The organism is Dyadobacter subterraneus (assembly GCF_015221875.1).
GTDB classification, from domain to species: Bacteria; Bacteroidota; Bacteroidia; order Cytophagales; family Spirosomataceae; genus Dyadobacter; species Dyadobacter subterraneus.
Genome location: NZ_JACYGY010000001.1, coordinates 169,693 through 191,840, shown reverse-complemented (window position 1 = coordinate 191,840; position 22,148 = coordinate 169,693). Strand labels below are relative to the sequence as shown.

Annotated in this window: 23 protein-coding genes; 8 read left to right on the top strand and 15 right to left on the bottom strand. The window is 39.6% G+C overall.

Annotation, left to right across the window (positions count from 1 at the left end; all coding sequences use genetic code 11):
• Window positions 1-198: 198 nt before the first annotated feature.
• Both IEE83_RS33235 and IEE83_RS00850 read right to left on the bottom strand, forming a co-directional pair.
• Entirely contained in the window at window positions 199-801 is a 603-nt protein-coding gene (locus tag IEE83_RS33235; RefSeq protein WP_262893213.1) for a hypothetical protein, read from the bottom strand.
• A gap of 142 nt (window positions 802-943) precedes the next feature.
• Window positions 944-1,606 carry a DUF4230 domain-containing protein gene (locus IEE83_RS00850; RefSeq protein WP_310588459.1) on the bottom strand — a complete coding sequence of 221 codons (663 nt, stop codon included), beginning with the start codon at window positions 1,604-1,606 and terminating at the stop codon, window positions 944-946.
• Window positions 1,607-1,656: 50 nt separating this feature from the next.
• On the opposite strand from IEE83_RS00850, the gene miaA reads away from it, so the two are divergent.
• Window positions 1,657-2,571 carry a tRNA (adenosine(37)-N6)-dimethylallyltransferase MiaA gene (miaA, locus tag IEE83_RS00845; protein ID WP_194118757.1) on the top strand — a complete coding sequence of 305 codons (915 nt, stop codon included), beginning with the start codon at window positions 1,657-1,659 and terminating at the stop codon, window positions 2,569-2,571.
• 56 nt (window positions 2,572-2,627) lie between these two features.
• Here the strand turns inward: miaA and IEE83_RS00840 are convergent, their stop codons facing one another.
• From IEE83_RS00840 to IEE83_RS00825, 4 genes are all read right to left on the bottom strand, one after another.
• On the bottom strand, window positions 2,628-2,933 hold the full coding sequence (locus tag IEE83_RS00840; protein ID WP_194118756.1) for a rhodanese-like domain-containing protein: 306 nt from the start codon (window positions 2,931-2,933) through the stop codon (window positions 2,628-2,630).
• 26 nt (window positions 2,934-2,959) lie between these two features.
• Entirely contained in the window at window positions 2,960-4,840 is a 1,881-nt protein-coding gene (locus IEE83_RS00835; protein ID WP_194118755.1) for a T9SS type A sorting domain-containing protein, read from the bottom strand.
• Window positions 4,818-5,615 carry a PASTA domain-containing protein gene (locus tag IEE83_RS00830; RefSeq protein ID WP_194118754.1) on the bottom strand — a complete coding sequence of 266 codons (798 nt, stop codon included), beginning with the start codon at window positions 5,613-5,615 and terminating at the stop codon, window positions 4,818-4,820. The genes IEE83_RS00835 and IEE83_RS00830 overlap by 23 nt, the downstream gene beginning before the upstream one ends.
• Before the next feature lie 69 nt (window positions 5,616-5,684).
• Entirely contained in the window at window positions 5,685-6,278 is a 594-nt protein-coding gene (locus IEE83_RS00825; RefSeq protein ID WP_194118753.1) for a riboflavin synthase, read from the bottom strand.
• 209 nt (window positions 6,279-6,487) lie between these two features.
• Here IEE83_RS00825 and hisB point away from each other — a divergent pair, with 209 nt between their 5' ends.
• From hisB to IEE83_RS00805, 4 genes are all read left to right on the top strand, one after another.
• Entirely contained in the window at window positions 6,488-7,612 is a 1,125-nt protein-coding gene (gene hisB / locus IEE83_RS00820; protein WP_194118752.1) for a bifunctional histidinol-phosphatase/imidazoleglycerol-phosphate dehydratase HisB, read from the top strand.
• A 355-nt stretch (window positions 7,613-7,967) separates the two neighbouring features.
• Window positions 7,968-8,246, top strand: a complete 279-nt coding sequence (locus IEE83_RS00815) for a hypothetical protein (protein ID WP_228101618.1) — start codon at window positions 7,968-7,970, stop codon at window positions 8,244-8,246.
• Window positions 8,247-8,376: 130 nt separating this feature from the next.
• Complete coding sequence (gene can / locus IEE83_RS00810) at window positions 8,377-9,030, top strand: carbonate dehydratase (protein ID WP_194118750.1); 654 nt, start codon at window positions 8,377-8,379, stop codon at window positions 9,028-9,030.
• A gap of 35 nt (window positions 9,031-9,065) precedes the next feature.
• Window positions 9,066-10,643, top strand: coding sequence for a SulP family inorganic anion transporter (locus IEE83_RS00805; protein WP_194118749.1), 1,578 nt, complete (start codon window positions 9,066-9,068; stop codon window positions 10,641-10,643).
• Window positions 10,644-10,734: 91 nt separating this feature from the next.
• On the opposite strand, the gene IEE83_RS00800 is transcribed toward IEE83_RS00805, so the two are convergent.
• From IEE83_RS00800 to IEE83_RS00760, 9 genes are all read right to left on the bottom strand, one after another.
• The gene (locus IEE83_RS00800; protein ID WP_228101617.1) at window positions 10,735-11,211 is read right to left on the bottom strand and encodes a hypothetical protein; all 477 of its coding nucleotides are present in this window, start codon (window positions 11,209-11,211) and stop codon (window positions 10,735-10,737) included.
• A 19-nt stretch (window positions 11,212-11,230) separates the two neighbouring features.
• A complete protein-coding gene (locus IEE83_RS00795; protein ID WP_194118748.1) occupies window positions 11,231-11,671 on the bottom strand; it encodes a hypothetical protein in 441 nt (146 codons plus the stop codon).
• Between the two features lie 55 nt (window positions 11,672-11,726).
• Entirely contained in the window at window positions 11,727-12,269 is a 543-nt protein-coding gene (locus IEE83_RS00790; RefSeq protein ID WP_194118747.1) for an RNA polymerase sigma factor, read from the bottom strand.
• A 237-nt stretch (window positions 12,270-12,506) separates the two neighbouring features.
• A complete protein-coding gene (locus tag IEE83_RS00785) occupies window positions 12,507-13,463 on the bottom strand; it encodes a transketolase family protein (RefSeq protein WP_194118746.1) in 957 nt (318 codons plus the stop codon).
• 63 nt (window positions 13,464-13,526) lie between these two features.
• A complete protein-coding gene (locus IEE83_RS00780) occupies window positions 13,527-14,114 on the bottom strand; it encodes a Uma2 family endonuclease (RefSeq protein ID WP_194118745.1) in 588 nt (195 codons plus the stop codon).
• Between the two features lie 17 nt (window positions 14,115-14,131).
• Window positions 14,132-14,989 carry a transketolase gene (locus tag IEE83_RS00775; RefSeq protein ID WP_194118744.1) on the bottom strand — a complete coding sequence of 286 codons (858 nt, stop codon included), beginning with the start codon at window positions 14,987-14,989 and terminating at the stop codon, window positions 14,132-14,134.
• Between the two features lie 121 nt (window positions 14,990-15,110).
• Window positions 15,111-15,569, bottom strand: a complete 459-nt coding sequence (bcp, locus tag IEE83_RS00770) for a thioredoxin-dependent thiol peroxidase (RefSeq protein WP_194118743.1) — start codon at window positions 15,567-15,569, stop codon at window positions 15,111-15,113.
• 3 nt (window positions 15,570-15,572) lie between these two features.
• Complete coding sequence (locus tag IEE83_RS00765; protein WP_194118742.1) at window positions 15,573-17,525, bottom strand: M23 family metallopeptidase; 1,953 nt, start codon at window positions 17,523-17,525, stop codon at window positions 15,573-15,575.
• Between the two features lie 30 nt (window positions 17,526-17,555).
• Window positions 17,556-18,167 carry a fumarylacetoacetate hydrolase family protein gene (locus IEE83_RS00760; protein ID WP_194118741.1) on the bottom strand — a complete coding sequence of 204 codons (612 nt, stop codon included), beginning with the start codon at window positions 18,165-18,167 and terminating at the stop codon, window positions 17,556-17,558.
• Window positions 18,168-18,429: 262 nt separating this feature from the next.
• Here IEE83_RS00760 and IEE83_RS00755 point away from each other — a divergent pair, with 262 nt between their 5' ends.
• From IEE83_RS00755 to IEE83_RS00745, 3 genes are all read left to right on the top strand, one after another.
• On the top strand, window positions 18,430-19,068 hold the full coding sequence (locus tag IEE83_RS00755; RefSeq protein WP_194118740.1) for a C40 family peptidase: 639 nt from the start codon (window positions 18,430-18,432) through the stop codon (window positions 19,066-19,068).
• Between the two features lie 128 nt (window positions 19,069-19,196).
• Window positions 19,197-20,417 carry a hypothetical protein gene (locus IEE83_RS00750; RefSeq protein WP_194118739.1) on the top strand — a complete coding sequence of 407 codons (1,221 nt, stop codon included), beginning with the start codon at window positions 19,197-19,199 and terminating at the stop codon, window positions 20,415-20,417.
• Window positions 20,414-22,075: a DUF8832 domain-containing protein gene (locus IEE83_RS00745; RefSeq protein ID WP_194118738.1), complete on the top strand. Its 1,662-nt coding sequence runs from the start codon at window positions 20,414-20,416 to the stop codon at window positions 22,073-22,075. The genes IEE83_RS00750 and IEE83_RS00745 overlap by 4 nt, the downstream gene beginning before the upstream one ends.
• Window positions 22,076-22,148 lie beyond the last annotated feature (73 nt).

The window sequence follows — 22,148 nt, the reverse complement described above, 5'->3', positions numbered from 1 at the left end:
CCTTTTTCGTTGTGAGGGTATCGTATATTTGATAATATTTATGCGCTGAATATTAATTAATCCCTAAATGCCATTTGTGTTTTTAATACAAGATGTCAATCATTCCCTGGATCTATTCATTTTGAATTATGGTAAGACATAAAAATTCCCCGCCACTTTCGTAACAGGGAATTCATAAATTGATGGAATTTTCTATATCTATTTCTTCTTATACAAACTTGCTTTTGTAAGACTCACGTCTGTCAATCCCAAAGCCTTAATTGTTGCGTCATAGCTGCTCCAATTGATATCTGCGGATAATCTTGCACCAGTATCCGGAATTAATACAACCCGGATATCATCGAAACTTCTCGTTGGCGCCGTTGTAGCCCCTTCCGAATTTCCTGTTGTGAAAATATCTACAAAGAATGTATTGCTATCAATTCCGTGAACAAAAGTAAAGCCACTAACCGCATTATTCGCAAACTGAACGTTACCAGGAAGCGGCCACCATACACCCAGTGATTTAGCATATACCAAAACCGCAACACCGTTATCGTAAAAATCAGCTTCATCGGCAGTAAGACTATCAACAAGGGCAAAAGACAAATCACCATTTGTTCCGGTTCCTGTTATCGCATTTGTGTTTAAAATAATTGCTGACGAACCACCAGTACCTGCTGGTCCTGTCGCACCTGTTGCGCCCGTAGCTCCTGTTGGACCCGCAGGACCTGCCGGACCTACTGCTCCATCGTCACCTTTACAACCAGCAAGGAACACTACGAAACAAACACATATCACCGCTAATAATTTTCTGAACATAATCGTAAAGTTTAAGAATGAATATTGAATTAAAAGATTGAATTAAAAGATTGAATTAAAAGATTGAATTAATAATTTGGATTTATAGCTTATACGCGATTTTTTAACAAAGTGATGAAGTAAGTTGATAAAATATTTTATTTTATTCCGTTTTCTTGTTGAGAGATTCTATTCCAGCTTCCACTGGTTTGTAAGCAGAATATTCGTCAATGCTGTTTTTATTGCCTTCTGGTAATTGCATATCAATATTCCAGTTCATTGTAGCAGCTAACTGGAACATCATTAATTGAACCTGGTTTGTCGCTATCCGGGGAAGGTCACTTTGCAGCGCCTTTTCATTCATCGTCTGCTTTGCTTCGTTTAAAATTGAAGTGTAATCATCACTTTGAAAACGATTTAACCAGCCCTGTTCAATATCATAAAATTTATAATCCGTGTCCATCGAAAGGACTTCCGGCTCAGGAAAATAATCAATTACTATTTTTCGATTGATTCCTTCCACATGAAAACGCAGTTTACCAAAATCATACCCGACCAACACTTTCGCTTTTGCAATAACCAAAGCTTTTTTCTTATCTTTTATCAGATTCCAGAAATTTTTATCGTGTTGGTAATTGTATATCTCTGTAAAATATCCCTCCGCCATGACCACTTTAAAAACTTTTTCTATTCTTTCCAGCAGAATTGTGGCTTCACGTTGTGGTTCGGATTTTAATTTGTGCCTACCCGACCAAAAGTAATAGGCACCGGCGCCAAGTGCTCCGCCTAAAAAAACAGATAAAATAAAGAAAAGTAGTGTGCTCATTTCCATGATGTGTATTTTTGTGTTTACTAAAATCACATAAAAAGTCCAGAATGCCAAATAGCCAGGTAAAATACCTGATCATCATCGCAGGCCCCACAGCAGTAGGAAAAACAGAACTTGCAATCAGGCTCGCCAAGACGTTAAAAACGGAAATTATCTCCGCAGATTCACGTCAGATTTTTCGGGAATTATCAATTGGAACTGCGAAACCTTCCGAAGAAGAGTTAAATGAAGTCCCACATCATTTTATAAATTCTCATTCCATCACCGAACAGTACAGCGCAGGAGATTTTGAGCGTGACGCCTTAGTGTTACTCGAATCCTTATTCCAAAAGCATGACTTTGTAATAATGACTGGTGGCTCAGGTCTTTATATTAAGGCAGTTTCAGAGGGTTTGGATGCTTTGCCAGCTCCAGAAGATGGTCTCCGGCAATTGTTAACAGATCGTCTATTAAATGAGGGTTTGGAAAAATTACAGGAAGAAATCAGAAATATAGATCCTGCTTTTGCTGAAACCAAAGAAATATTCAATCCGCAACGCGTTGTACGGGCACTGGAAGTTTTCCATACTACTGGTATACCAATCTCACAATACCAGCAAAAAAACTTACAAAGCCGGCCATTCAAACAAATATCCATCGCGCTTGATCGCGACCGCGCTGAGCTATACCATCGCATTGATACCAGAATGGATCAAATGCTGGCTCAGGGATTGGTGAATGAAGCTAAAAGCGTAATTGAATTTCGTGATAGCCATGCACTGCAAACGGTAGGATATAAAGAAGTTTACGGTTGGCTGGATGGCTTGTATAATGAAAAGGAAATGGTGCGCCTATTGAAGCAAAATTCAAGAAGATATGCCAAAAGACAGTTAACCTGGTTCCGACATCAAGGAGATTTTCAGTGGTTCAAACCCGAAGAATTTGATAAAATCCTGAGTTATATCAAATCAGAATCAGTTTAAAATAAAAATAGCTGGCTGTTTATTAAACAACCAGCTACTAAATTGCGTTGAGCATTTTAAGCCTCTTCTTCCAATTCGCGGTAAGCAAGAATTCCGCCTATCACGTTGCGTACATTTGTAAATCCACGCGCTTCAAGGAATGCCTGTGCTTTTCCGCTTCTGGCACCTGAGCGGCAATGGATGATTATTTCTTCGTCTTTCAAAGGTTCAAGTTCGTCCAGATGATCTGGCAGTTCAGCAAGAGGAATCAAAGTAGCACCCAAATTGTCTTCTTCATATTCATGCTCTTCGCGAACATCGTAAAAATTCAAAGTTTCTCCTTTATCTAAACGTTCTTTTAATTCTTCAACTTTAATATCCATGATAATCAAATTATAAATGTTATACGCTATTTTACTATCAACATTTTTTGGGCGAAAGATCGTTTCCCATCCGACGCTTTAAATATATACATACCATCTGATAATTCATTAACGGTTGCCGATCTGCTATTAGTTTCGACCAAAATTGTTCTTACCAAATTACCCTGAACAGAATAAATTTCTACTTTTTTGATCCAGTCCTCATTCCAGCCAATAATACCTTTATTAGGATTGGGGAAAAAATAAGTGTTATTGTTTGTGACTGGTTCAGTACCTGTAACTGTCTCTCCAACACTTCCTCCCATATAAGGACGAATAATAACACTTCCTTTTAGAGAAGTTTCCTGCACCCATTGTGTTCCCAGGTTATAGAAAATATTTGTGTTGCCAAGTGTAGAATTACGATCATAACCCAAACTTAGTGGCTGTTCATTAACCTGGATCCAGCCAACGTAAAAGGTGTCCTTTAAAGCAACCGGTGTCCCAAAAGTAAACTGGATCAAACTGTCACGAGCCGATGCATATTGCACAGAAACTGCTCTTTGGGCCAAAACCTGGTCCGGCTTTCCGTTTTTATTACTTAATATTTGAATGGTAAATGATTGTCCGGTAACATTTGTATTGAACGGTACAATGGACATTCTAACGCCACTTAACGTATCAGGTTGAGCTAATGCAAAACGAACTGCGACCCGTCCGAGCACCTGATTAACCTGAACACCATATTCAGCACTCCCGTCATCATAAGCATAATAGTCGCTCAGATTTGTAACAGCACTTATGGTATCATTTCTCCTGAGATTTACGGATGGAATGGTTGGATTCTGGTCATCCGTTGTGATCAGATTTAACTTATATTTAAGTTTCAAAGCCTTTAAAGATTTATCAACCGGAATCGGAGAAACGGCCATTCGTTTCAGCTGTGTTCTTTCTCCGCCAATAAAAACCGCGGCCGTTGCACTATAATTTGTAAATTCCTTTCCAGAAATTTCGTCTTTAACGGTAAAATTGAAGGTTGTAAAATTGAAATTATTGAAAAGATTAATTATTTCGGTCCCAACTGAATCCGTTGTAGCCAGTGCAGGATTTGCCCTATATTGCTTTATTGGCATGGCAGTGTATTTTCTCAAAAAAGGAGTCAACGGCGTTCTGACAGCAATATCTTTAATAAAGCGGTCTGTAACAGATCTGCCTTTGTTTAAATACAAATAATCCAGATGCCAGGTATCATACGGCCCGGAAAGTCTTCCATACGCTCTGAACCTGAATTGGAAATTGCTATGAAAAAAAACGGGATTCGTAACCGCCACAAACTGTCTTGTAAAAAGAGAATCAAATAGTGGTCCCGTTGTTGACCACATCGAAACCCATTGTTGATCCTGTCCCAGAAATTCAAGACGCAAAGTGTCACCGTCGTCCGGCAATTCTCCCAGTCCTTTTGCGAGCCAGTAAAAACTTAAATAAACGGAATCGGAAGGCGACAGACCTGCAAGATTAATTGCCTGTGAGGTAAGCGTATCAGTGTGTCCCTGTGATAATTGGTTTGTATAATTATAAGGAACGCCATTCGCGTCGAGCCCGTCAAATGTCGCCATGTTCACAGAAGGCTGTGTCGTGGCTTCGGTATTATTAATATAAACGCCACTTCCAGGCATCCAGAAAGCGGAATCCGGATGCGAGGTGGCAGTTGTAGATAAATCATCGAAAAATGGCAAACTCAATGCCTGGATTCTGGCTGATGCATGGGATTTCGTTTCTGCACCAGTGCTTTGACGATTAACAAGCGGTACCAGTTTGAGCTGTCCATATACATTATTAAGCTGACTGGAAATCAGAATTAATATTGTTAGAAACAAAAATTTGTCAATCCCGGATAATACGTTTTTACGGTTGTGTGTTATCTTCATTTGGGGCATTTGGTTCAGCGCCTGCCGGAATTACCCACAGGTCAATTACATCGCCGATTCGAACTTTATTTCCTGATTCAGGATTCTGCTTCACAACACTTCCGGGAATTTGTCCCTCTTCCGCTGCAACCTGCATTACCTGACCAACTTTTAATCCTGCACCGACAATCTGGATTTTGGCTTCATCCAATGGCATACCAATAACAGAAGGCAACTCAAACTGGGCAGATCCCAAACCTTCACCCAGTTCCAGATCGATTTTCGACCCTTTTGCAATCGGCTGTCCGGGTAAAATTTCAACCCCTTTATACATTTGTCTGAGAACGGCATTTTGCGCCATATCCGGAACGTAAGATATTGTTCCTTCTTCCAAACCTAAACTTTTAAGCTGCATCTGCGCACTTCTGTGCGTCATGTCCGTCAGCTTTGGCATTTTTATAAGCGGAGCCGTTAGAGAAACTACGGTAACATATATTTTTCTGCCTTCCTTAACCTTTGCTCCCGGTTTTGGATATTGCTGAATAACGGTCAAAGGAGGCAAATTGGGCACATAAGTGGAGTCAACCTCAAAACGTAGATCCCGGCTGTCCAGAAAATCTTCCAGCTCGCTCAAATTTTTCTTGCGAAGATCCGGTACCGTAATCGCCTCTCCGTGATTTGTTGTGAAAGGCAGATAAATAAAGAAAAAGCCTAGAAAAAATACCAGTATAAGTGATACTACAATGCCAATATGTATAAAAAGATCCTTGCGGGATTGGGTGCTAATTTTTGCCATGGACGTACATGCTGCGGGTAATTTCTAAAAATGGTAAAAATAGAAGGAATAATTCAAGATGCAAATTAGTTACATCGTATATGAACCAAGAATTCGTTTGATATATTTTCCAAGAATATCAAATTCGAGATTTACGGTCTCGCCTTCCTGCAACTGGTGGAAATTTGTAAATGAATAAGTATAAGGGATAATGGCAACTCGGAATGAATTCTCCTCCGAATTAAAAACAGTAAGACTCACCCCATTGACACAAATTGATCCTTTTTCCACTGTCATATTTCCAAGTGCGGCATCATATTGAAAATCAAATAACCAGCTTCCGTCTCTTTCTTCAATGCGTGTGCAAATTGCGGTTTGGTCTACGTGTCCCTGTACAATATGGCCATCAAATCTGCCATTTGCCGGCATACATCTTTCCAGATTTGCCTTGCTGCCTTCTTTTAAACTTCCAAGATTGGTTTTATTCAAAGTTTCTTCAATCGCAGTAACCTGGTATGTGTCTTCTTTCAATGAAACTACGGTAAGACAAACACCATTATGGTTTAAACTTTGGTCAATTTTCAATTCAGGAGCCAGAGTCGAACGTAAAGTGAAAGTTTTGTTGGTACCTTCTGTTTCGACTTTTAAAACTTCTCCAATGGTTTCTACAATTCCTGTAAACATTCTGCTTTAAAAATGAATTGGTTTATCATGTAAATGTACAACTTCTTTGCCGACCTTTTTGTTGCCAAAACTTCAAGTATCGTTATTTACTTCGTATAAATCTTTTCAATACCATATAGTTTACGAACTTTGCGGGAGCAAAACGGCAGCCGCCATTTTTTCTGCATTGAAGTTTGTTTAAAACCTTTGATTCTTTGTATCCTTTTTAAATGAAAAAAGTATTATTTATTGATCGTGACGGAACGATCATTATTGAGCCGCCAACGGATTTTCAGGTTGATTCGCTTGAAAAACTTGAATTCCTTCCGAAAGCGATTTCAAATCTTCGGAAGATAGCCGAAGAAACGGATTACGAACTGGTAATGGTAACCAATCAGGATGGTTTGGGTACTAAATCTTTTCCGGAAGATACTTTCTGGCCGGCACACAATAAAATGCTTCAGATTCTTGAAGGAGAAAATATACATTTTACAACGGTTCATATCGACAAAAGTTTTCCGGAAGATAATCTTCCAACCAGAAAACCCGGTATCGGTATGCTGACTTCCTATTTTTCGGACGAATATGATCTTGAAAACAGTTATGTGATCGGTGACCGTTTGACTGACGTTCAATTGGCTGTAAATCTTAAAGCGAAAGCCATTTTGTTAAAAAATGAGCTTCCAAAAGAAGATGTGACACCTGAAATGAGCAAAGCAGTTTCTTATATTTCATTGGATTGGGATGCGATTTATGAGCATTTGAAATTACCTTCCAGAACAGCAAGTTTTCAGCGTAATACCAAAGAAACCCAGATTCATATTGAATTAAATCTTGACGGAAGCGGAAGATCTGATATTCATACCGGTTTAGGATTTTATGATCATATGCTGGATCAATTGGCCAGACATTCCGGCGCCGATTTGACAATTCACGTGGAAGGTGATTTGCATATCGACGAACATCATACAATTGAAGATACTGCTCTGGCGCTTGGTGAAGCATATAGAATTGCCATTGGCGACAAACGCGGAATTAGCCGTTACGGGTTTTTATTACCGATGGATGAAGCGCTTGCACAGGTTGCAATTGATTTTTCCGGACGTCCATGGCTGGTTTGGGATGCTGAATTTAAAAGAGAGAAAATCGGAGAAATGCCGACAGAAATGTTCTATCACTTTTTCAAATCGTTCTCTGATACGTCTTTATCCAATTTGAATATCAAAGTGGAAGGCCAGAATGAGCATCATAAAATTGAATCAATCTTTAAAGGATTTGCGAAAGCAATAAAAATGGCCGTACGCCGTGACCTGAAAGCGCTCGATTTTATGCCATCCACCAAAGGTGTTTTATAATTTTTTGAAGTGAGAAGTCGGTCGTTGGCTTTTTTTGCATATTTTTGTTCTATTCAATCAAGACCTAATCAGATATTATTATGTTCATGACGATTGTAATGATAGCTTTTTATGTAGTTCTTTTAAGCTCAGCCTTTTTGGTTGGACGCTGGTTAGAGAACCACGAGAAAAGTTACAAGTCTTAATATAAAAGGGATGTTTGAAACATCCCTTTTTTTATACCTTTCAATTTGCCGCTCGTACAAAAAATTAGATTTTATAAAATAAAAGAAACCATTTTTAGTTTTATTTGTGTTATGAAACGTATAGTCCAGTTTTAAATCGTCTGATTATTTTGTTCAAAAAACTTTGCCTTTTGCTGTTAACGGTCTTCCTCATCTGTAAAGCCACAGATGTTGCAAGCATTCTGTTGGCTAAGGAAAAAGTAAAAGTAGTTTGCACTGATGGTACTTGCGACAATGAAAATACTGAAGTTGAAAAAACAATGGATGATGATCAGATCCTGATCCCAAATCCAATTACTTTCCATAAAGTTACGGTTTCCGTTCTTCTAAAAACCGTATTTTCTTACACGATTGCGTGTGAAAATGAGATTTATAAAAATCTCTTCTCTCCCCCACCCGAGTTATCCTGATTTATTTCATCTGTTTTTATTAATGACATTTGCTTGTCAGGCATAATCTTTTCAATATTTTATTGATCTGATTTATAGTCTGTTATGTAAGTATTTATTATATTTTTTTCAACAATAAATAATTAGAATCATGATTAAGTCATATAAAAAGCTTTTCGACAATAACCAAAAGTGGGTACAGGCAAGAGTAAGCGAAAATCCGGATTTTTTTAATGAGCTGGCAGAAAGACAATCTCCACAGTTTTTATGGATCGGCTGCTCAGACAGCCGTGTACCTGCAAATGAAATAACCGGAACAATGCCAGGAGATATTTTCGTGCACAGAAATATCGCCAACATGGTAATTCACACAGATATCAGCATGTTGAGCGTACTGGATTATGCTGTCAATGTGCTTGAAGTAAAACATATTATTGTCTGCGGACATTATGGATGTGGCGGTGTAAATGCTGCAATGGGCAACAAACAAGTTGGCTTAATAGATAACTGGCTTCGTCATATCAAAGATGTTTATCGTCTGCATAAGGATGAACTGAATGCGATTGAAGATATGGCCAAAAGAAGTGACCGGCTTGTTGAGCTTAACGTTCTTGAACAAGTTCACGATCTTACCAAAACCTCAATCGTTCAAAATGCCTGGGCTAATGGGAAATCCCTTCATGTCCATGGTTTGGTTTATGACATTAAAAATGGCTATCTGCAAGATCTGAATATCACTGTTGGCGACAATGTAGATATTGAAGATGTGTATAAACTGGATGCATTGGAACACACAATCAGCTAGTTAGCAATCGTAAAAATTTCTCCCGAACCATTCCTATGTCAACGAATAAAAATAATCTGTTTTCGAATCTCAGATTCGATTTCCCGGCAGGACTAGTCGTTTCTCTGGTCGCATTGCCATTATGTTTGGGTGTAGCCCTGGCCTCAACCGGAAGGCCGGATCTTCTGTTTTCCGGAATTATCGCCGGTGTAGTCGGAGGAATTGTTGTAGGTTTTTTAAGTGGTTCTTCTCTTGGAGTTGCCGGTCCTGCGGCGGGTCTGGTTGTGATTGTTTTGACGGCCATTAAAACGCTCGGAAGTTTTGAAGCATTTTTACTCGCAGTTGTAATAGCAGGAGCCATTCAGCTTCTCGCAGGATTTCTGAATGCCGGGATTATTGGCTACTATTTTCCTTCATCGGTGATTAAGGGAATGCTGGCAGCCATTGGTATTACACTTATTTTAAAGGAAATACCACATGCATTTGGCTATGATGCCGACTTCATGGGCGATGAAGCTTTCAGCCAAAAAGACGGACAGAATACTTTTACAGAAGTGTACAATGCAATTCGGTATAGCAGCACAGGAGCAATCATTATTTCCGTCGTTTCACTCGGGCTTTTGTTATTATTCGACAAACCTTTCATGAAACGGATTGAGCTCTTCAAGTTTCTTCCGGGTGCTTTATTTGTAGTTTTAACAGGAATTTTGCTCAATACCTTTTTTGCGAATTATTATCCGGAAATCGCTATGGGTGGCGAACATCTGGTTCAGTTACCCGTTGCATCCAGCGTTTCCGAGTTTTTCAGTTTTTTCAAAACGCCGGATTTTAGCGCCATTAATCGGGTTGAGGTTTATACAGTTGCCGTTACCCTTGCCATAGTGGCGAGTTTGGAATCGCTATTGTCGGTGGAAGCTACGGATAAACTTGATCCATATAAAAGAACTACACCAACAAACCGTGAATTAAAAGCGCAGGGTATCGGGAATATGGTTTCCGGACTGATCGGAGGTTTGCCGATTACGCAGGTAATCGTTAGAAGTTCTGCCAATATTGAATCTGGTGGAAGAACAAAAATGGGAACCATTATTCATGGATCTCTTTTGCTGCTTTCAGCGATTTTTATTCCAAAATATCTTAATCATATCCCACTTGCATCTTTGGCCGCGATACTACTTTTGGTAGGTTATAAGCTTTCCAAATTCTCACTTTACAGCGGAATGTATAAATTAGGTAAAGAGCAGTTTCTCCCTTTCATCGTGACTGTCGTTGCTATTTTGAGCACAGATTTATTAAAAGGAATTGCCATAGGAATGGTTGTTGCGATTTATTTTATTTTGAGAAAGAACTACAAACACTCTTATCACTATAAAAAAGAGGAATACAAAGACGGCGAAGTAATTACCATTCTTTTATCGGAAGAAGTTACCTTTTTGAATAAAGGGACAATCGGAAGTACGCTGGACAGTTTACCGGAAAACTCAAAAGTAATCATCGACGGTACCAAATCTTATAATATTGATTATGACGTTTTGGAACTCATTCAGGAGTTCAGAAAACATGCCGCTCCGATGAAAAATATCACTGTGGAAACAGTTGGAATTGAAAATGTGGCAACCGTCGGTGGACATTAATAAATATCGTAACCTGAATTGAATCGTCAGCAAACAAAAATCCCCATAGCCGCTGTGGTTATGGGGATCATTTTTTCATTCAGTTTGAAAATCATTCATTCGGTTTTCCCTGTCTTTGTTTCAACCGCTGAATTAACATATCGTTAAAAGTTCGTTCTGCTTTATAAAGTTCAACAACCTGGCTTGCGGAAATCACCTTTAAAAATCTGGTTTGATATTCCTTTTCAAGATCCAGTTCTTTTTGTTTCAGATCCTGTACCTCTTTCAAATTATTTAAAACCTGCTCGTCTGTTTTCCCTTCCGCTTTTTTGTCATTGATGATTTTACGCTGGGCACGGTGGATTTCCCTTCTTTTTTGAGAATACTCATTATACACCGGCCAAAAACCTGTTGATTGCTCAGGTGTTAAATTAAGCCGGTTTGTAATAATTGCAATCTTGGCATCCTGAATGCGCTGCATTTCTTCTCCCGATGGACGTTGTGCCCAGGCCGTTGCCGTAGAGAGAAGGGTAAAAAGCAAAATCAGACTTATTCCCTTAACGTTGTTTAAATTTTTTGGTGAGTTCATTTTGTTAGTTCAATAAATGTCAAATTTTCTCCGAACCGGAACCAGTTTCAAGGATTTGCTGACGAAGAAATTCCTCGTCCATACCATCCAGATAGTTCAAAACAGTTGAGTCCGTATCAAAAGCCTTTTGGACAACCTGATGTTCGCTAAGATCATAATAACTGATATTCTGATCTTCCAGATAACTTACTATCGAAGCATCGCTGATTTTACTCAGCGGCTCCTGCCCCAGTGAACCCTGACGTTCCGGAAATGTAACCCAAACCATGACCAGTAAAAAGCTCATCGCCGCTACTAATCCGGCAGATCTTTGCCAGGTCCACCGAATTAACGGCTTACGAACAACTTCATTTGGTATCCTCGACTGAATGAGTTGGGGTAGATTTTCAAAATAGCCATCAGGTACCGAAAAAGGCGTTTCCTTTTTCAGATCGTCTAACCGTATGTGCTTTTTGTCCATGACTATACGTGTTTCTTTGTCTTACTGATCTTTGACTTAATCGATTACAAATGGTTTAATCTGTTTCGTTTAAAAAGTCTTCTATTTTTTTAACGGCCCAGTGATAGGATGCTTTCAGCGCTCCGACAGATGTACCTGTGATCTCCGAAATCTCCTCGTATGGCAATTCTTCGTAGTATTTAAGGTTAAATACCAGTCGTTGCTTTTCGGGTAATTTTAATAAAGCTTTCTGAAGTTTTAATTGAATTGCATCTCCGCTTACCAAAGGATCGGCTTCAAGTTTTTCACTCAATTCACTTTCAACATCATAAATTGATACAAAAAACCGTTTGCGTTTTTTGTTCAAAAAGTTGATGGCTTCATTACTTGCAATGCGATATAGCCAGGTATAAAGCTTGGAATCACCTCTGAAATTTTCCAGTGCCGTCCATGCTTTTATAAATACATCCTGCGTAATATCATTGGAATCGTCATGATCCACCACCATTTTACGAACCAGCCAATACACCTTTTGCTGATACTTGCGCACCAGTTGGTTGAACGCATTTCTACGCGTCTCGGGGTTCTGAAATAATGCTAATAATTCTTCGTCAGACATTTAATACTCAGTCCTAGTCTGATTGTTTGATAAAAGGGCTAAACCTTCAAGGATTTACCTTTTCAAAATACAATGGTGGTTATTGAATCTTCACTAAGAATCAATAATAGTTTATTTTTTTGTTCAGGGCAAATAAAATTCGAGTCTTGTACATAAGAAGAAAGTTATCTTACTTATATACAAGACTCAAAGGCACTCCAGTTCCAATGGTTACTTTAATTTACCAATGGCAACTTATTATTTTTTCTTGGCAATGGCGCGTTTTGCAGCAGCAACAATGTCAGCGGCAGTCAAACCGTATTTTTCCATTAACTGAGCAGGTGTTCCACTTTCTCCGAAACTGTCGTTTACAGCAACATATTCCTGAGGAACAAGGTCATTTTTAACAATAACCTGCGCAACGCTATCACCTAAACCACCGATGCGGTTATGCTCTTCGGCAGTAACAGCACAACGTGTTTTTGCAATTGATTTCAGAATTGCTTCTTCGTCAAGCGGTTTGATTGTATGGATATTGATGATTTCAGCGCTGATACCTTCCGCTTCCAATTGCTCACCAGCCTGGATTGCTTCCCAAACCATGTGGCCTGTTGCGAAGATACTTACGTCCGTTCCTTCGCTTACCATCCATGCTTTACCAATTTCGTAAACCTGATCAGCAGCTGTGAAAATTGGAATAACCGGACGACCAAAACGTAGATAAACCGGTCCGTCGTAATCTGCGATAGCGATCGTAGCCGCTTTTGTCTGGTTGTAATCGCAAGGATTGATTACGGTCATACCAGGAAGCATTTTCATCATCCCGATATCTTCAAGGATCTGGTGTGTTGCACCATCTTCTCCCAAAGTAAGACCTGCGTGAGAAGCACATATTTTTACGTTTTTGCCAGAATAAGCAACGCTTTGACGGATCTGATCATAAACACGGCCCGTAGCGAAGTTGGCAAAAGTAGTTGCAAAAGGAATTTTACCACCGATAGTCAAACCAGCTGAAACGCTGATCATGTTTGCTTCAGAAATACCACACTGAACAAATCTTTCAGGATTTTCTTTGATGAAAGCTTCCAGTTTCAAAGAACCAACAAGGTCAGCACAAAGTGCAACCACATTTGGGTTCTTCTGACCAAGTTCATGCATCCCGGCGCCAAAGCCCGAACGGGTATCTTTTTTTTCGGTGAAGGTGTATTTTTTCATTATGAATAATGTCTACAATATTTTAAATATCTATTTGGAAAAGCCACAAAAATGTCAATAAATTCAATCAACAAAAACATCATTAAGATCCACTACTAATCCAGGTAACACAAAGGAACTCATCTTTTCTTCCTCAGTAAAAGGCCGCTTGCCAATATATTTTCCCTCCTCATTCAACGTGTAAACCAACACAATTTTATCAGCAGGTTCAACCAGCCAGTATTCTTTTACACCGGCTTCCTCATACACCTGAAATTTTTCGAACATTTCCTTTTTCGTATTTCCGGGAGATAGTATTTCAATAATAACATCGGGCGCTCCGATACAGCCGCGATCATCCAGTTTTAAGGGATCACTAACAATACAAATATCGGGTTGAACCACAGTCATTATTTCATCATCTCCGTTTTTGTTACGACGGGGTAAACGTACGTCAAACGGTGCTGTATACCACTGGCAGGGAAGATCGAGCAAGTATTTATCAATTTGCCTCCCAAGATTTCGTGAAATATCCTGATGACGACGAGCCGGAGCGGGCGACATTTTGTAAATGTACCCTCTGATCAGTTCCAGACGTTCCTGAAATTTCCATTGCAGATAATCCGCATAGGTATATTGCCGCGAAAAGTCCAGTTGATCTATGCTTGTCATCTTTCAGATTTTTGATCTCAATAATCCCCCATCGATTCTTCCAACTGCGCCAATGCTGCCGCCAATTGTTCGTCGTTTGGTGCAACACCGTGCCATTTGTGGCTTCCCATCATGAAATCCACACCATAACCCATACCGGTATGAAGAATGATCATGATTGGTTTTGCATGTCCGGCTTTGCTTTTTGCTTCGTAAAGCGCTTTTACAACAGAAGCCATATCATTTCCTTCTTCCACTTCCATTACTTCCCAACCGAATGCTTCGTATTTAGCACCAAGATCACGGTTGTCCATAACTTTCGCAGTTGGACCGTCAATTTGCTGACCGTTTAAGTCAACGATTGCAATCAGGTTGTCAACTTTGTGATGCGGAGCAAAAGTTGCTGCTTCCCAAACTTGTCCTTCCTGCTGCTCGCCATCGCCCATCAGGACATAAACAAGGCTGGTATCATTATTCAGTTTCTTAGCCAATGCAGCACCAATCGCTACAGACATTCCCTGTCCTAATGAACCGGAAGCAATACGAATTCCTTCCAAATGTTCGTGGGGAGTCGGGTGGCCTTGAAGTCTTGAATTCAGTTTACGGAATGTAGCCAATTCAGAAACAGGGAAATAACCTTTACGGGCTAAAACGCTGTATAACAGAGGAGAAATATGACCATTGGAAAGGAAGAAAAGATCTTCTCCTGCTCCATCCATGTCAAAAACGACTTTGCCGTCTTTCTCATTCAACTTCATGCGTTCAAAATACAACGCAACTAATAAATCAGTACAGCCAAGTGATCCTCCAGGGTGTCCCGATTGGCAACCATGTACCATGCGAACGATATCCCTGCGAACTTGTGCTGCTACTTTTTCTAATTGTTCAATTTCCATTTCTTGATTTTATTATTTTATTGGAGCGTAAAACAGCTGGATTAAACTTCCGCGTCATTCACAAAAAAACTTAAATGAACTGCGAATTTCGGATTTATATAGATCAGTAATTGACTTTTAATTACTCAGTTTTACTCAGAATTTGATCAGTATGGTTTTTGGTATCCACTTTCTGGATTATTTCGGAAACAATACCATTTTCATCTATGACGAAAGTTGTACGCGCTGTCCCCATATAAGTTTTGCCATACATGCTTTTTTCAACCCAAACGCCATAAGCCTCCACAATCGCATGATCAGTATCGGCTAATAATGGAAATGGAAGATCGTATTTTTTGATAAATTTCTGATGCGATTTTTCGTTATCAACGCTCACACCCAAAACTACAAATCCGTTATTTAAAAGCGATTCGTAATTATCACGAAGATTGCAAGCCTGCGCCGTACATCCCGGTGTATCGTCTTTTGGATAAAAATAAAGAATCACTTTTTTGCCCTTGAAATCGGAAAGTTTTACATCATTCCCGTTCTGGTCTTTTGCTGAAATTTCCGGTGCTGCCTCACCAATCTGAAGTCCCATAATTTATTTTCGTTTTCGTTTTTTGGGTGTGGTAACAGGTTCAACTAAATCAGTTTGCAAGATAGTACTATTTCCGGCCCCATCTTTAACTTCTAACATCAGATCGCCTTCAAAAAGTTGGCTTTCATCCATTTTTTCCGACCAGATAAACCCTGTTTTAGCATCATAATTCATCAAAACCCATTCTCCGTTTACATACGCTTTAAAATTGTCAATCCCGGAAACCCCGTCACCGATGTATGCCCGAATCCGTTTTTTACTATGTTCAACCAACCGGACTCTCGGTGGAATCGTATCTTTTTGAATAACAAAAGTCCCAAGTTCTCTGGTCTTAAAAGTAATTTCATTATCCTTCCACGTCCCTCCTATAAAGCGATAACCATAACCAGTATACCGATAAATACCACTTCTTTCTTTATTAACAGGGACTTCTTCCGGTTTAAAGGAAATTGTTACATAATCCCGTAATGCAGTTCCTTTATCATTAATAGTCAGCGAATTATAATTTTGCTGACCAACAACATATAAAGTATCAAACAAAGTATTCGTATCAAATTGAAGCGACCATCTGTCTGCCTGATACGTTGTTAACTTACCCGGGCTAATCTTTGATCTCAAATAAGTCCGTGCCGTTGTATTTCCAATTTTAACAGAATCAGGAATATAATCTCTCAGATCAGTGAGAAAAACAGCTGTTTCGTTTTCATACAAATCAGGCGCTTTTTTCACTTCCTTTCCATAAACATAAAAAGTGGCCAGCGGCATGGTGCTGCGATAATATTTCGCTCTCACTTTTAATGTATTATCAGAAATCTCACTTTGGATCCATTCCGGTTTTACTTCCATATCATAAACCGGAAGCGGAGGATTTGGAACTTCCCCTTTTATCGAAAAAGTCAGAACTGATGAGTTTTCGTAAGAATCAAAAATCTTAATTCTTACCTGATGTGTTAAGGTATCACTGATAAAAAGTTTCCCTTGGTAAGCACCTGTTTTATATAGATCAAACTGATTTCCGTCCGGTACGTAACATTTCAAAAAACGTTGTCCGGTTTCCTGTTCCGTTTCGTAATCAATCAGATTGTTATAATCTCTTGTAGTTGCGTTTGGGAAGATTTCCATATTGTAAGCGAAAACCTCCTGATCATCCATTTTGATTTCAATACACTGCAAACCGTAACGAAAAGGTGTGCCGGTCATCATATCATAGGCAAGCAATTCCAAACCAACAGTTCCGGTTGCTGAAATTGTTGCCGGAATATGATAAGTTCCGTCTTTCTGACGAACCGGGGAATAGGCTTGTCTTTCAAACTTTCCGTTTATTCTGCCATTAATATTAGTAGGACGGATAGCGACATTGACAAATTTTGGCGGTGTAACATCCTTAATTTCATTAAACCCAAAATAAAGCGGATTCAAATAATTATCCTTCGAATCACGGATTTCAAAATGCAAATGCGGACCGGCAGATCCTCCGGTATTACCCGAAAGCGCTATGACTTCACCTTTTCTGAAAGCATATTTTCCCGCTTCCGGAAAAAGATCAATTTCAAAAGTCTGTTTTTTATATTGCTCTGCGCGAACATAATTGGCCAGCGAATCACTGAATTTCAGCAAATGTCCGTAAACAGTCGTTTGTCCGTTTGGGTGACGCAAATAAATCACATTTCCATAACCACTTCTTTGCACAGCAACTTTGTAAACATATCCTTCCGCAGCCGCATGAACCGGCAAACCTTCTACCTGCTGCGTACGAATATCCAGACCGGCGTGAAAGTGATTTGAACGCAGATCACCTAATCCGCCAGCCAAAGAATTGGCAAGTCCAGGTCTGATCGGAAACTGGTAATAACCTTGCGGATACGACTGTTTCTGAGCAAAAACAGAAAGAAATGAAAACAGGAAAACTATGAAAATGAAACTCGTTCGTCTGATAGCCAATGGATTATAAAACATGAATTGAATTGATAAATAAACTTCTCCCCTCTACTTCACCGACAATTCTAAAAGTTTTTTACCTTCAATTGAACAAGTTAACCTGTCGCCAATTTTTACAGATGACACGCCTTTTGGTGTTCCTGTAAAAATAAGATCTCCTTTTTTCAACATAAAATATTTTGAAACGAAAGAAATCAGGTAGTTAATTCGGAACAACATCATCGACGAATTGCCCGACTGGCGGGTTTCTCCGTTTACATCCAGACTGAAATTGATGTTCTGAATATCTTCAAAATCTGAAATTGGCAAGAATTCTGAAACCGGTGCAGATCCGTTAAAAGCTTTTGCCAATTCCCACGGCAACCCTTTGCTTTTCAATTCTGATTGAAGATCACGTGCTGTAAAATCAATGCCTATTCCGATTTCGTCATAATATTTATGCGCAAACCGTTCTTCTATATTTTTACCAACACGGTTTATTTTGATGACCAGTTCAACTTCGTGGTGAATATCTTTTGAAAAATCAGGATAGAAAAATGGCTCTCCCGGACGAATCTGAGCAGTTTCTGGTTTCAGGAAAATAACCGGCGAATCAGGGCGCTCATTTTTCAGCTCTTCAATATGTTCCGTATAATTACGGCCTACACAAATAATTTTCATTAAAAAAGATTTGAGATTTAAAGGATAGTAAGATCAGAAAATCAATTCTGATTAAAGACAAAACTACTGACAAAGCCGGCTCCCACATAATATTTCCTTCATTTTTTCAATCTGAAAAATATGTTTGAAATTTGAAGTTCAATGTATTAACGAGTCAGCTCATCCTTTTTCAAATTTTGATTCAACAATTTTTCACAGAAGTATCGTTATTTGTAAGTGTTATGGTAAGATTGAAATGAAATTAATCAACAAAAAATTAGACATGAAGAAGCAGATTTCCTTTTCTTTATTCACTACGATTTGCCTTTTCGTTTTTACCATCATACTATTTTCCTGCGACACACTTCGTAAAAATCCTGCCCCGGTAGCGCAGCCAAGAAGAACAAATACAACAGCAAATAACCGCAGACCAGCATCCGCACCGGCTAGAAAACCGGTTAGCAGTCGCCCAACGCCAGCGAAAGAAAAACCAGCTTATTCAAGTACCAGTCCGTCTGGAAATTACAACCGTGAAATTCCTCAGGTCGTGGAAGTCGCCAGAACTTATTCCGGAACTCCCTATCGTTCAGGCGGTAATGACAAAAATGGCATTGATTGTTCAGGATTAATCTGCTCCGTTTATTCGGAAGTTGGAATTAAGGTCCCAAGAATTTCCTGGCAGCAGTCTGAATTTGGGACAGAAGTGGCAAGTATCCAGGAAATCCGCCCAGGCGATTGGGTATTTTTTGTTCCCGAAGCTGGAAAAGAAGGGTATGTTTCCCATGCCGGAATTGTTACGGATGTTCGCAATCAGCAGGAAATATTTTTCATTCACGCTTCCACTTCAAAAGGCGTTCGGGAAGACAATCTTTTTTCTACTTATTTTAAAGGACGGTTTGTAAAAGCTATGCGCCCATTTTAAAACTAGCCCGACTTATCTTGTTTTGAGTAACAATAAATATTCTGTATCTTTTTATTCTCAAAAGGAATATATAAGCGTTTTTGCATTAATTACTCATTGATAAATTACCCCCCAACCACTTTAACAAAATGCAAAATACATTAAGTCCGCCGCCAGCTCCACCCGGGCGCGTCGTTGCACTTCACGGTAATCAGGGAATTCCATTTTACATTTTCGCAATCGTATTTTCTTCCTTTTGTGTCATCACCGGATTGATCTGGGATATTTGCTGGCACATGAGTATCGGTCGTGATGGACTTTTTTCTCCGCCGCATTTAATTATTTATCTTGGCGCAGTCGTTTCCGGGATATTTTCAGGATATGAAATATTGAGAGTTACGTTTTGGGGAAGTCCGATCGAAAAAAGTAAAAGTGTAAAAGTCTGGGGCTTTTTTTACAGTTCTTTGGGCCAATTATTTTGTGTTTGGGGCGCTTTGGCAATGCTGACTTCCGCTCCATTTGACGATTGGTGGCACAATACCTATGGACTTGATATTACCATTCTTTCTCCACCGCATACAATTCTGGCTTTGGGAATTATCAGCGTTCAGTTTGGTGCGATGATCAGCGTTATCTCACTTAAAAATCAGAATAAACCTTTCTTCAACGACAGTCTAGACAAAAAGAAAAACATAAACAGAATCTTGTTCTGGCTATTTTCCCTTTCTGCCGGATTTTTATTAACGATGTGGTATACGCTGCTTTCGGAAGAAATGGGAATCAGGAATACGCACAAATCCGATTTTTATGTCGTTGCCTGCATTGTATTTCCTTTTTACCTGATGGCTTTGGGGAAAGCAGTAAAAAACAAATGGACAATAACGGCTGTAACGGCGATTTACAGTTTGCTAATGCTGCTCACTTTATGGATTATTCCACTTTTCCCGGCAGAACCAAAACTGGGTCCGATCGTTAATCATATTGATCATTACCAGGGATTTAAGTTTCCAATCTTGCTAATTGTACCGGCATTTCTTGCCGATATTTTAAGAAACAAATTTGCCTATCTGAACGATTGGATTTTAAGTCTGATTTTAGGAACCGCTTTTCTTTTGACATTTTTTGCAGCACAATGGTACGCCGGATCATTTCTTGTTGAATCTCCATATGCCAGAAACTGGTTTTTCGGAAGTCACTACTGGTATTTTGGCAGCAATCCGAATTGGGAATTTCGATACAAATTTGCCGATTGGGCGCTTGATACAACTTCTGATTTAATTAAAGGACTGGGAATAGCCCTGGTTAGCAGCGTGATTTCCACGCGGATTGGTTTGAAATGGGGAAACTGGATGAACAAGATTCAACGATGAAAAAGATATTTTACCTAATAATTCTGCTTCTGATTTCCGTTCAGATTTCTTCTGCACATGTTGGAAGCTCAGGCGTACTTTTGCAAGGACAGGCTGGTCCATACAAAGTTTTAATTGATATCACACCGCCGGAAGTAATTCCCGGAACAGCCAGCATTACTGTTTTTGTTGAAAATGGAGATCCGCAGAAAGTTCTTGCCAGACCTATTACATTCCGTTTTGGAAGTCAGGGAGCACCATCTGCTGACGAAATCCATGCCGTTGCCGGTCAGCCCGGACAGTTTCAGGGAGTCGTATGGCTCATGCAAAGCGGATCTTCCAGTGTACAGATTGAAATATCAGGAAAAGAAGGAAAGGGAGAATTCATTGTTCCTGTTGTTGCTGTTTCTACTGCAAAAGGAGTTATGCCAAAGGGACTTGGCTTTGGTCTTTCATTACTTGGCGTTCTGCTTTTTTTATTGATGGTCACTGCTATTGGTGCCAGTGTAAGCGACGGATTAATGCGTCCGGGCGAAGTTTTATCATCCAGACAAAAAAGAAAAAGATGGATGAATATGGGCATTGCGACCGTCGTTTGTGCCTTAATTTTATATGGCGGCAGCAGCTGGTGGAATAGCTGGGCAGCGCGTTACAACAGGAACATTTACAAACCATTAAAAGGAAATTCGTCTATTAGTAATGAAGACGGACAGCGTATTTTCCAACTAAAAATTGATACCACCAATTGGGAAGAAAAGAAACGTGGTAGTATGTTAAGTACATTAATTCCTGATCATGGAAAACTAATGCACGTTTTTCTCGTGCGGACTCCTGGTTTGGATGCTTTTGCCCACATTCACCCTGAAAGAAAAGATAGTGTAACTTATCAGGCTTATTTGCCAAATCTGCCTGCCGGCAAGTATTTGATGTATGCTGATGTAGTTCAGTATTCCGGTTTTGCAGAAACTATTGTAGATACCTTGGAAATTCCTGATCCTGCTGTACAAGGAAACGAAATAAAAAAAACGGCGGAGGAAGATACCTATGTAGTAACGGATGCGATCAATGCGCCAGGCAAAATTCCGCTGGATGAAAATGTTGTGATTTGTGGAAAGCCCGGAACAAAAACCGTTTTTAAAGATAGTTCTTATGCAGTTTGGGAGGGAAAACCGGACAAACCGCTGGAAGCCGGAAAACCTTATTTGCTAAATTTCGAAATATTTAATCCTGATGGAACGCCAACATTTCCGGAACCCTATCTGGGTATGATGGGACATGTCGCTGTGCTTCGTTCAGATGGCTCTGTGTATATTCATTTGCACCCTTCCGGCACTTTTGCCATGGCTGCGGAACAAACTTTGAAAAACAGACTGACAGATACTACAAAAATTATGCAGAGGCCTTCGCCGGCCATTTTTCGTGACAGCATTGATCGATATATGGCAAAACTTAAAGCCATGTCGACTATTGAAAGGGAAGAATTATTGATGACTGAAATGGGTATGTATAAGCAAAATGAAACGGGCGGAATGAATGCGATGGACCACAGCAACCGGATTTCTTTTCCTTATTCATTTCCAAAAAGCGGACGGTATAGAATATTTCTTCAGGTGAAAAGAAACGGACAGGTTTTAACGGGTGCGTTTGATGTTCGGGTGAATGATATCGCCAAAATATAGGATACGGTCGTTGGGGTAACCCTCGTGGTTACCCGGAAATCCCCAGATATTTAATCAATCCAACATTCCGGAT

What these genes read in the sequence shown, in the direction of transcription:
- IEE83_RS33235 (WP_262893213.1), bottom strand. Translation starts at nt 801, where the DNA reads ATGTTCAGAAAATTATTAGCGGTGATATGTGTTTGTTTCGTAGTGTTC.
- IEE83_RS00850 (WP_310588459.1), bottom strand. Translation starts at nt 1,606, where the DNA reads ATGAGCACACTACTTTTCTTTATTTTATCTGTTTTTTTAGGCGGAGCA.
- miaA (WP_194118757.1), top strand. Translation starts at nt 1,657, where the DNA reads ATGCCAAATAGCCAGGTAAAATACCTGATCATCATCGCAGGCCCCACA.
- IEE83_RS00840 (WP_194118756.1), bottom strand. Translation starts at nt 2,933, where the DNA reads ATGGATATTAAAGTTGAAGAATTAAAAGAACGTTTAGATAAAGGAGAA.
- IEE83_RS00835 (WP_194118755.1), bottom strand. Translation starts at nt 4,840, where the DNA reads ATGAAGATAACACACAACCGTAAAAACGTATTATCCGGGATTGACAAA.
- IEE83_RS00830 (WP_194118754.1), bottom strand. Translation starts at nt 5,615, where the DNA reads ATGGCAAAAATTAGCACCCAATCCCGCAAGGATCTTTTTATACATATT.
- IEE83_RS00825 (WP_194118753.1), bottom strand. Translation starts at nt 6,278, where the DNA reads ATGTTTACAGGAATTGTAGAAACCATTGGAGAAGTTTTAAAAGTCGAA.
- hisB (WP_194118752.1), top strand. Translation starts at nt 6,488, where the DNA reads ATGAAAAAAGTATTATTTATTGATCGTGACGGAACGATCATTATTGAG.
- can (WP_194118750.1), top strand. Translation starts at nt 8,377, where the DNA reads ATGATTAAGTCATATAAAAAGCTTTTCGACAATAACCAAAAGTGGGTA.
- IEE83_RS00805 (WP_194118749.1), top strand. Translation starts at nt 9,066, where the DNA reads ATGTCAACGAATAAAAATAATCTGTTTTCGAATCTCAGATTCGATTTC.
- IEE83_RS00800 (WP_228101617.1), bottom strand. Translation starts at nt 11,211, where the DNA reads ATGAACTCACCAAAAAATTTAAACAACGTTAAGGGAATAAGTCTGATT.
- IEE83_RS00795 (WP_194118748.1), bottom strand. Translation starts at nt 11,671, where the DNA reads ATGGACAAAAAGCACATACGGTTAGACGATCTGAAAAAGGAAACGCCT.
- IEE83_RS00790 (WP_194118747.1), bottom strand. Translation starts at nt 12,269, where the DNA reads ATGTCTGACGAAGAATTATTAGCATTATTTCAGAACCCCGAGACGCGT.
- IEE83_RS00785 (WP_194118746.1), bottom strand. Translation starts at nt 13,463, where the DNA reads ATGAAAAAATACACCTTCACCGAAAAAAAAGATACCCGTTCGGGCTTT.
- IEE83_RS00780 (WP_194118745.1), bottom strand. Translation starts at nt 14,114, where the DNA reads ATGACAAGCATAGATCAACTGGACTTTTCGCGGCAATATACCTATGCG.
- IEE83_RS00775 (WP_194118744.1), bottom strand. Translation starts at nt 14,989, where the DNA reads ATGGAAATTGAACAATTAGAAAAAGTAGCAGCACAAGTTCGCAGGGAT.
- bcp (WP_194118743.1), bottom strand. Translation starts at nt 15,569, where the DNA reads ATGGGACTTCAGATTGGTGAGGCAGCACCGGAAATTTCAGCAAAAGAC.
- IEE83_RS00765 (WP_194118742.1), bottom strand. Translation starts at nt 17,525, where the DNA reads ATGTTTTATAATCCATTGGCTATCAGACGAACGAGTTTCATTTTCATA.
- IEE83_RS00760 (WP_194118741.1), bottom strand. Translation starts at nt 18,167, where the DNA reads ATGAAAATTATTTGTGTAGGCCGTAATTATACGGAACATATTGAAGAG.
- IEE83_RS00755 (WP_194118740.1), top strand. Translation starts at nt 18,430, where the DNA reads ATGAAGAAGCAGATTTCCTTTTCTTTATTCACTACGATTTGCCTTTTC.
- IEE83_RS00750 (WP_194118739.1), top strand. Translation starts at nt 19,197, where the DNA reads ATGCAAAATACATTAAGTCCGCCGCCAGCTCCACCCGGGCGCGTCGTT.
- IEE83_RS00745 (WP_194118738.1), top strand. Translation starts at nt 20,414, where the DNA reads ATGAAAAAGATATTTTACCTAATAATTCTGCTTCTGATTTCCGTTCAG.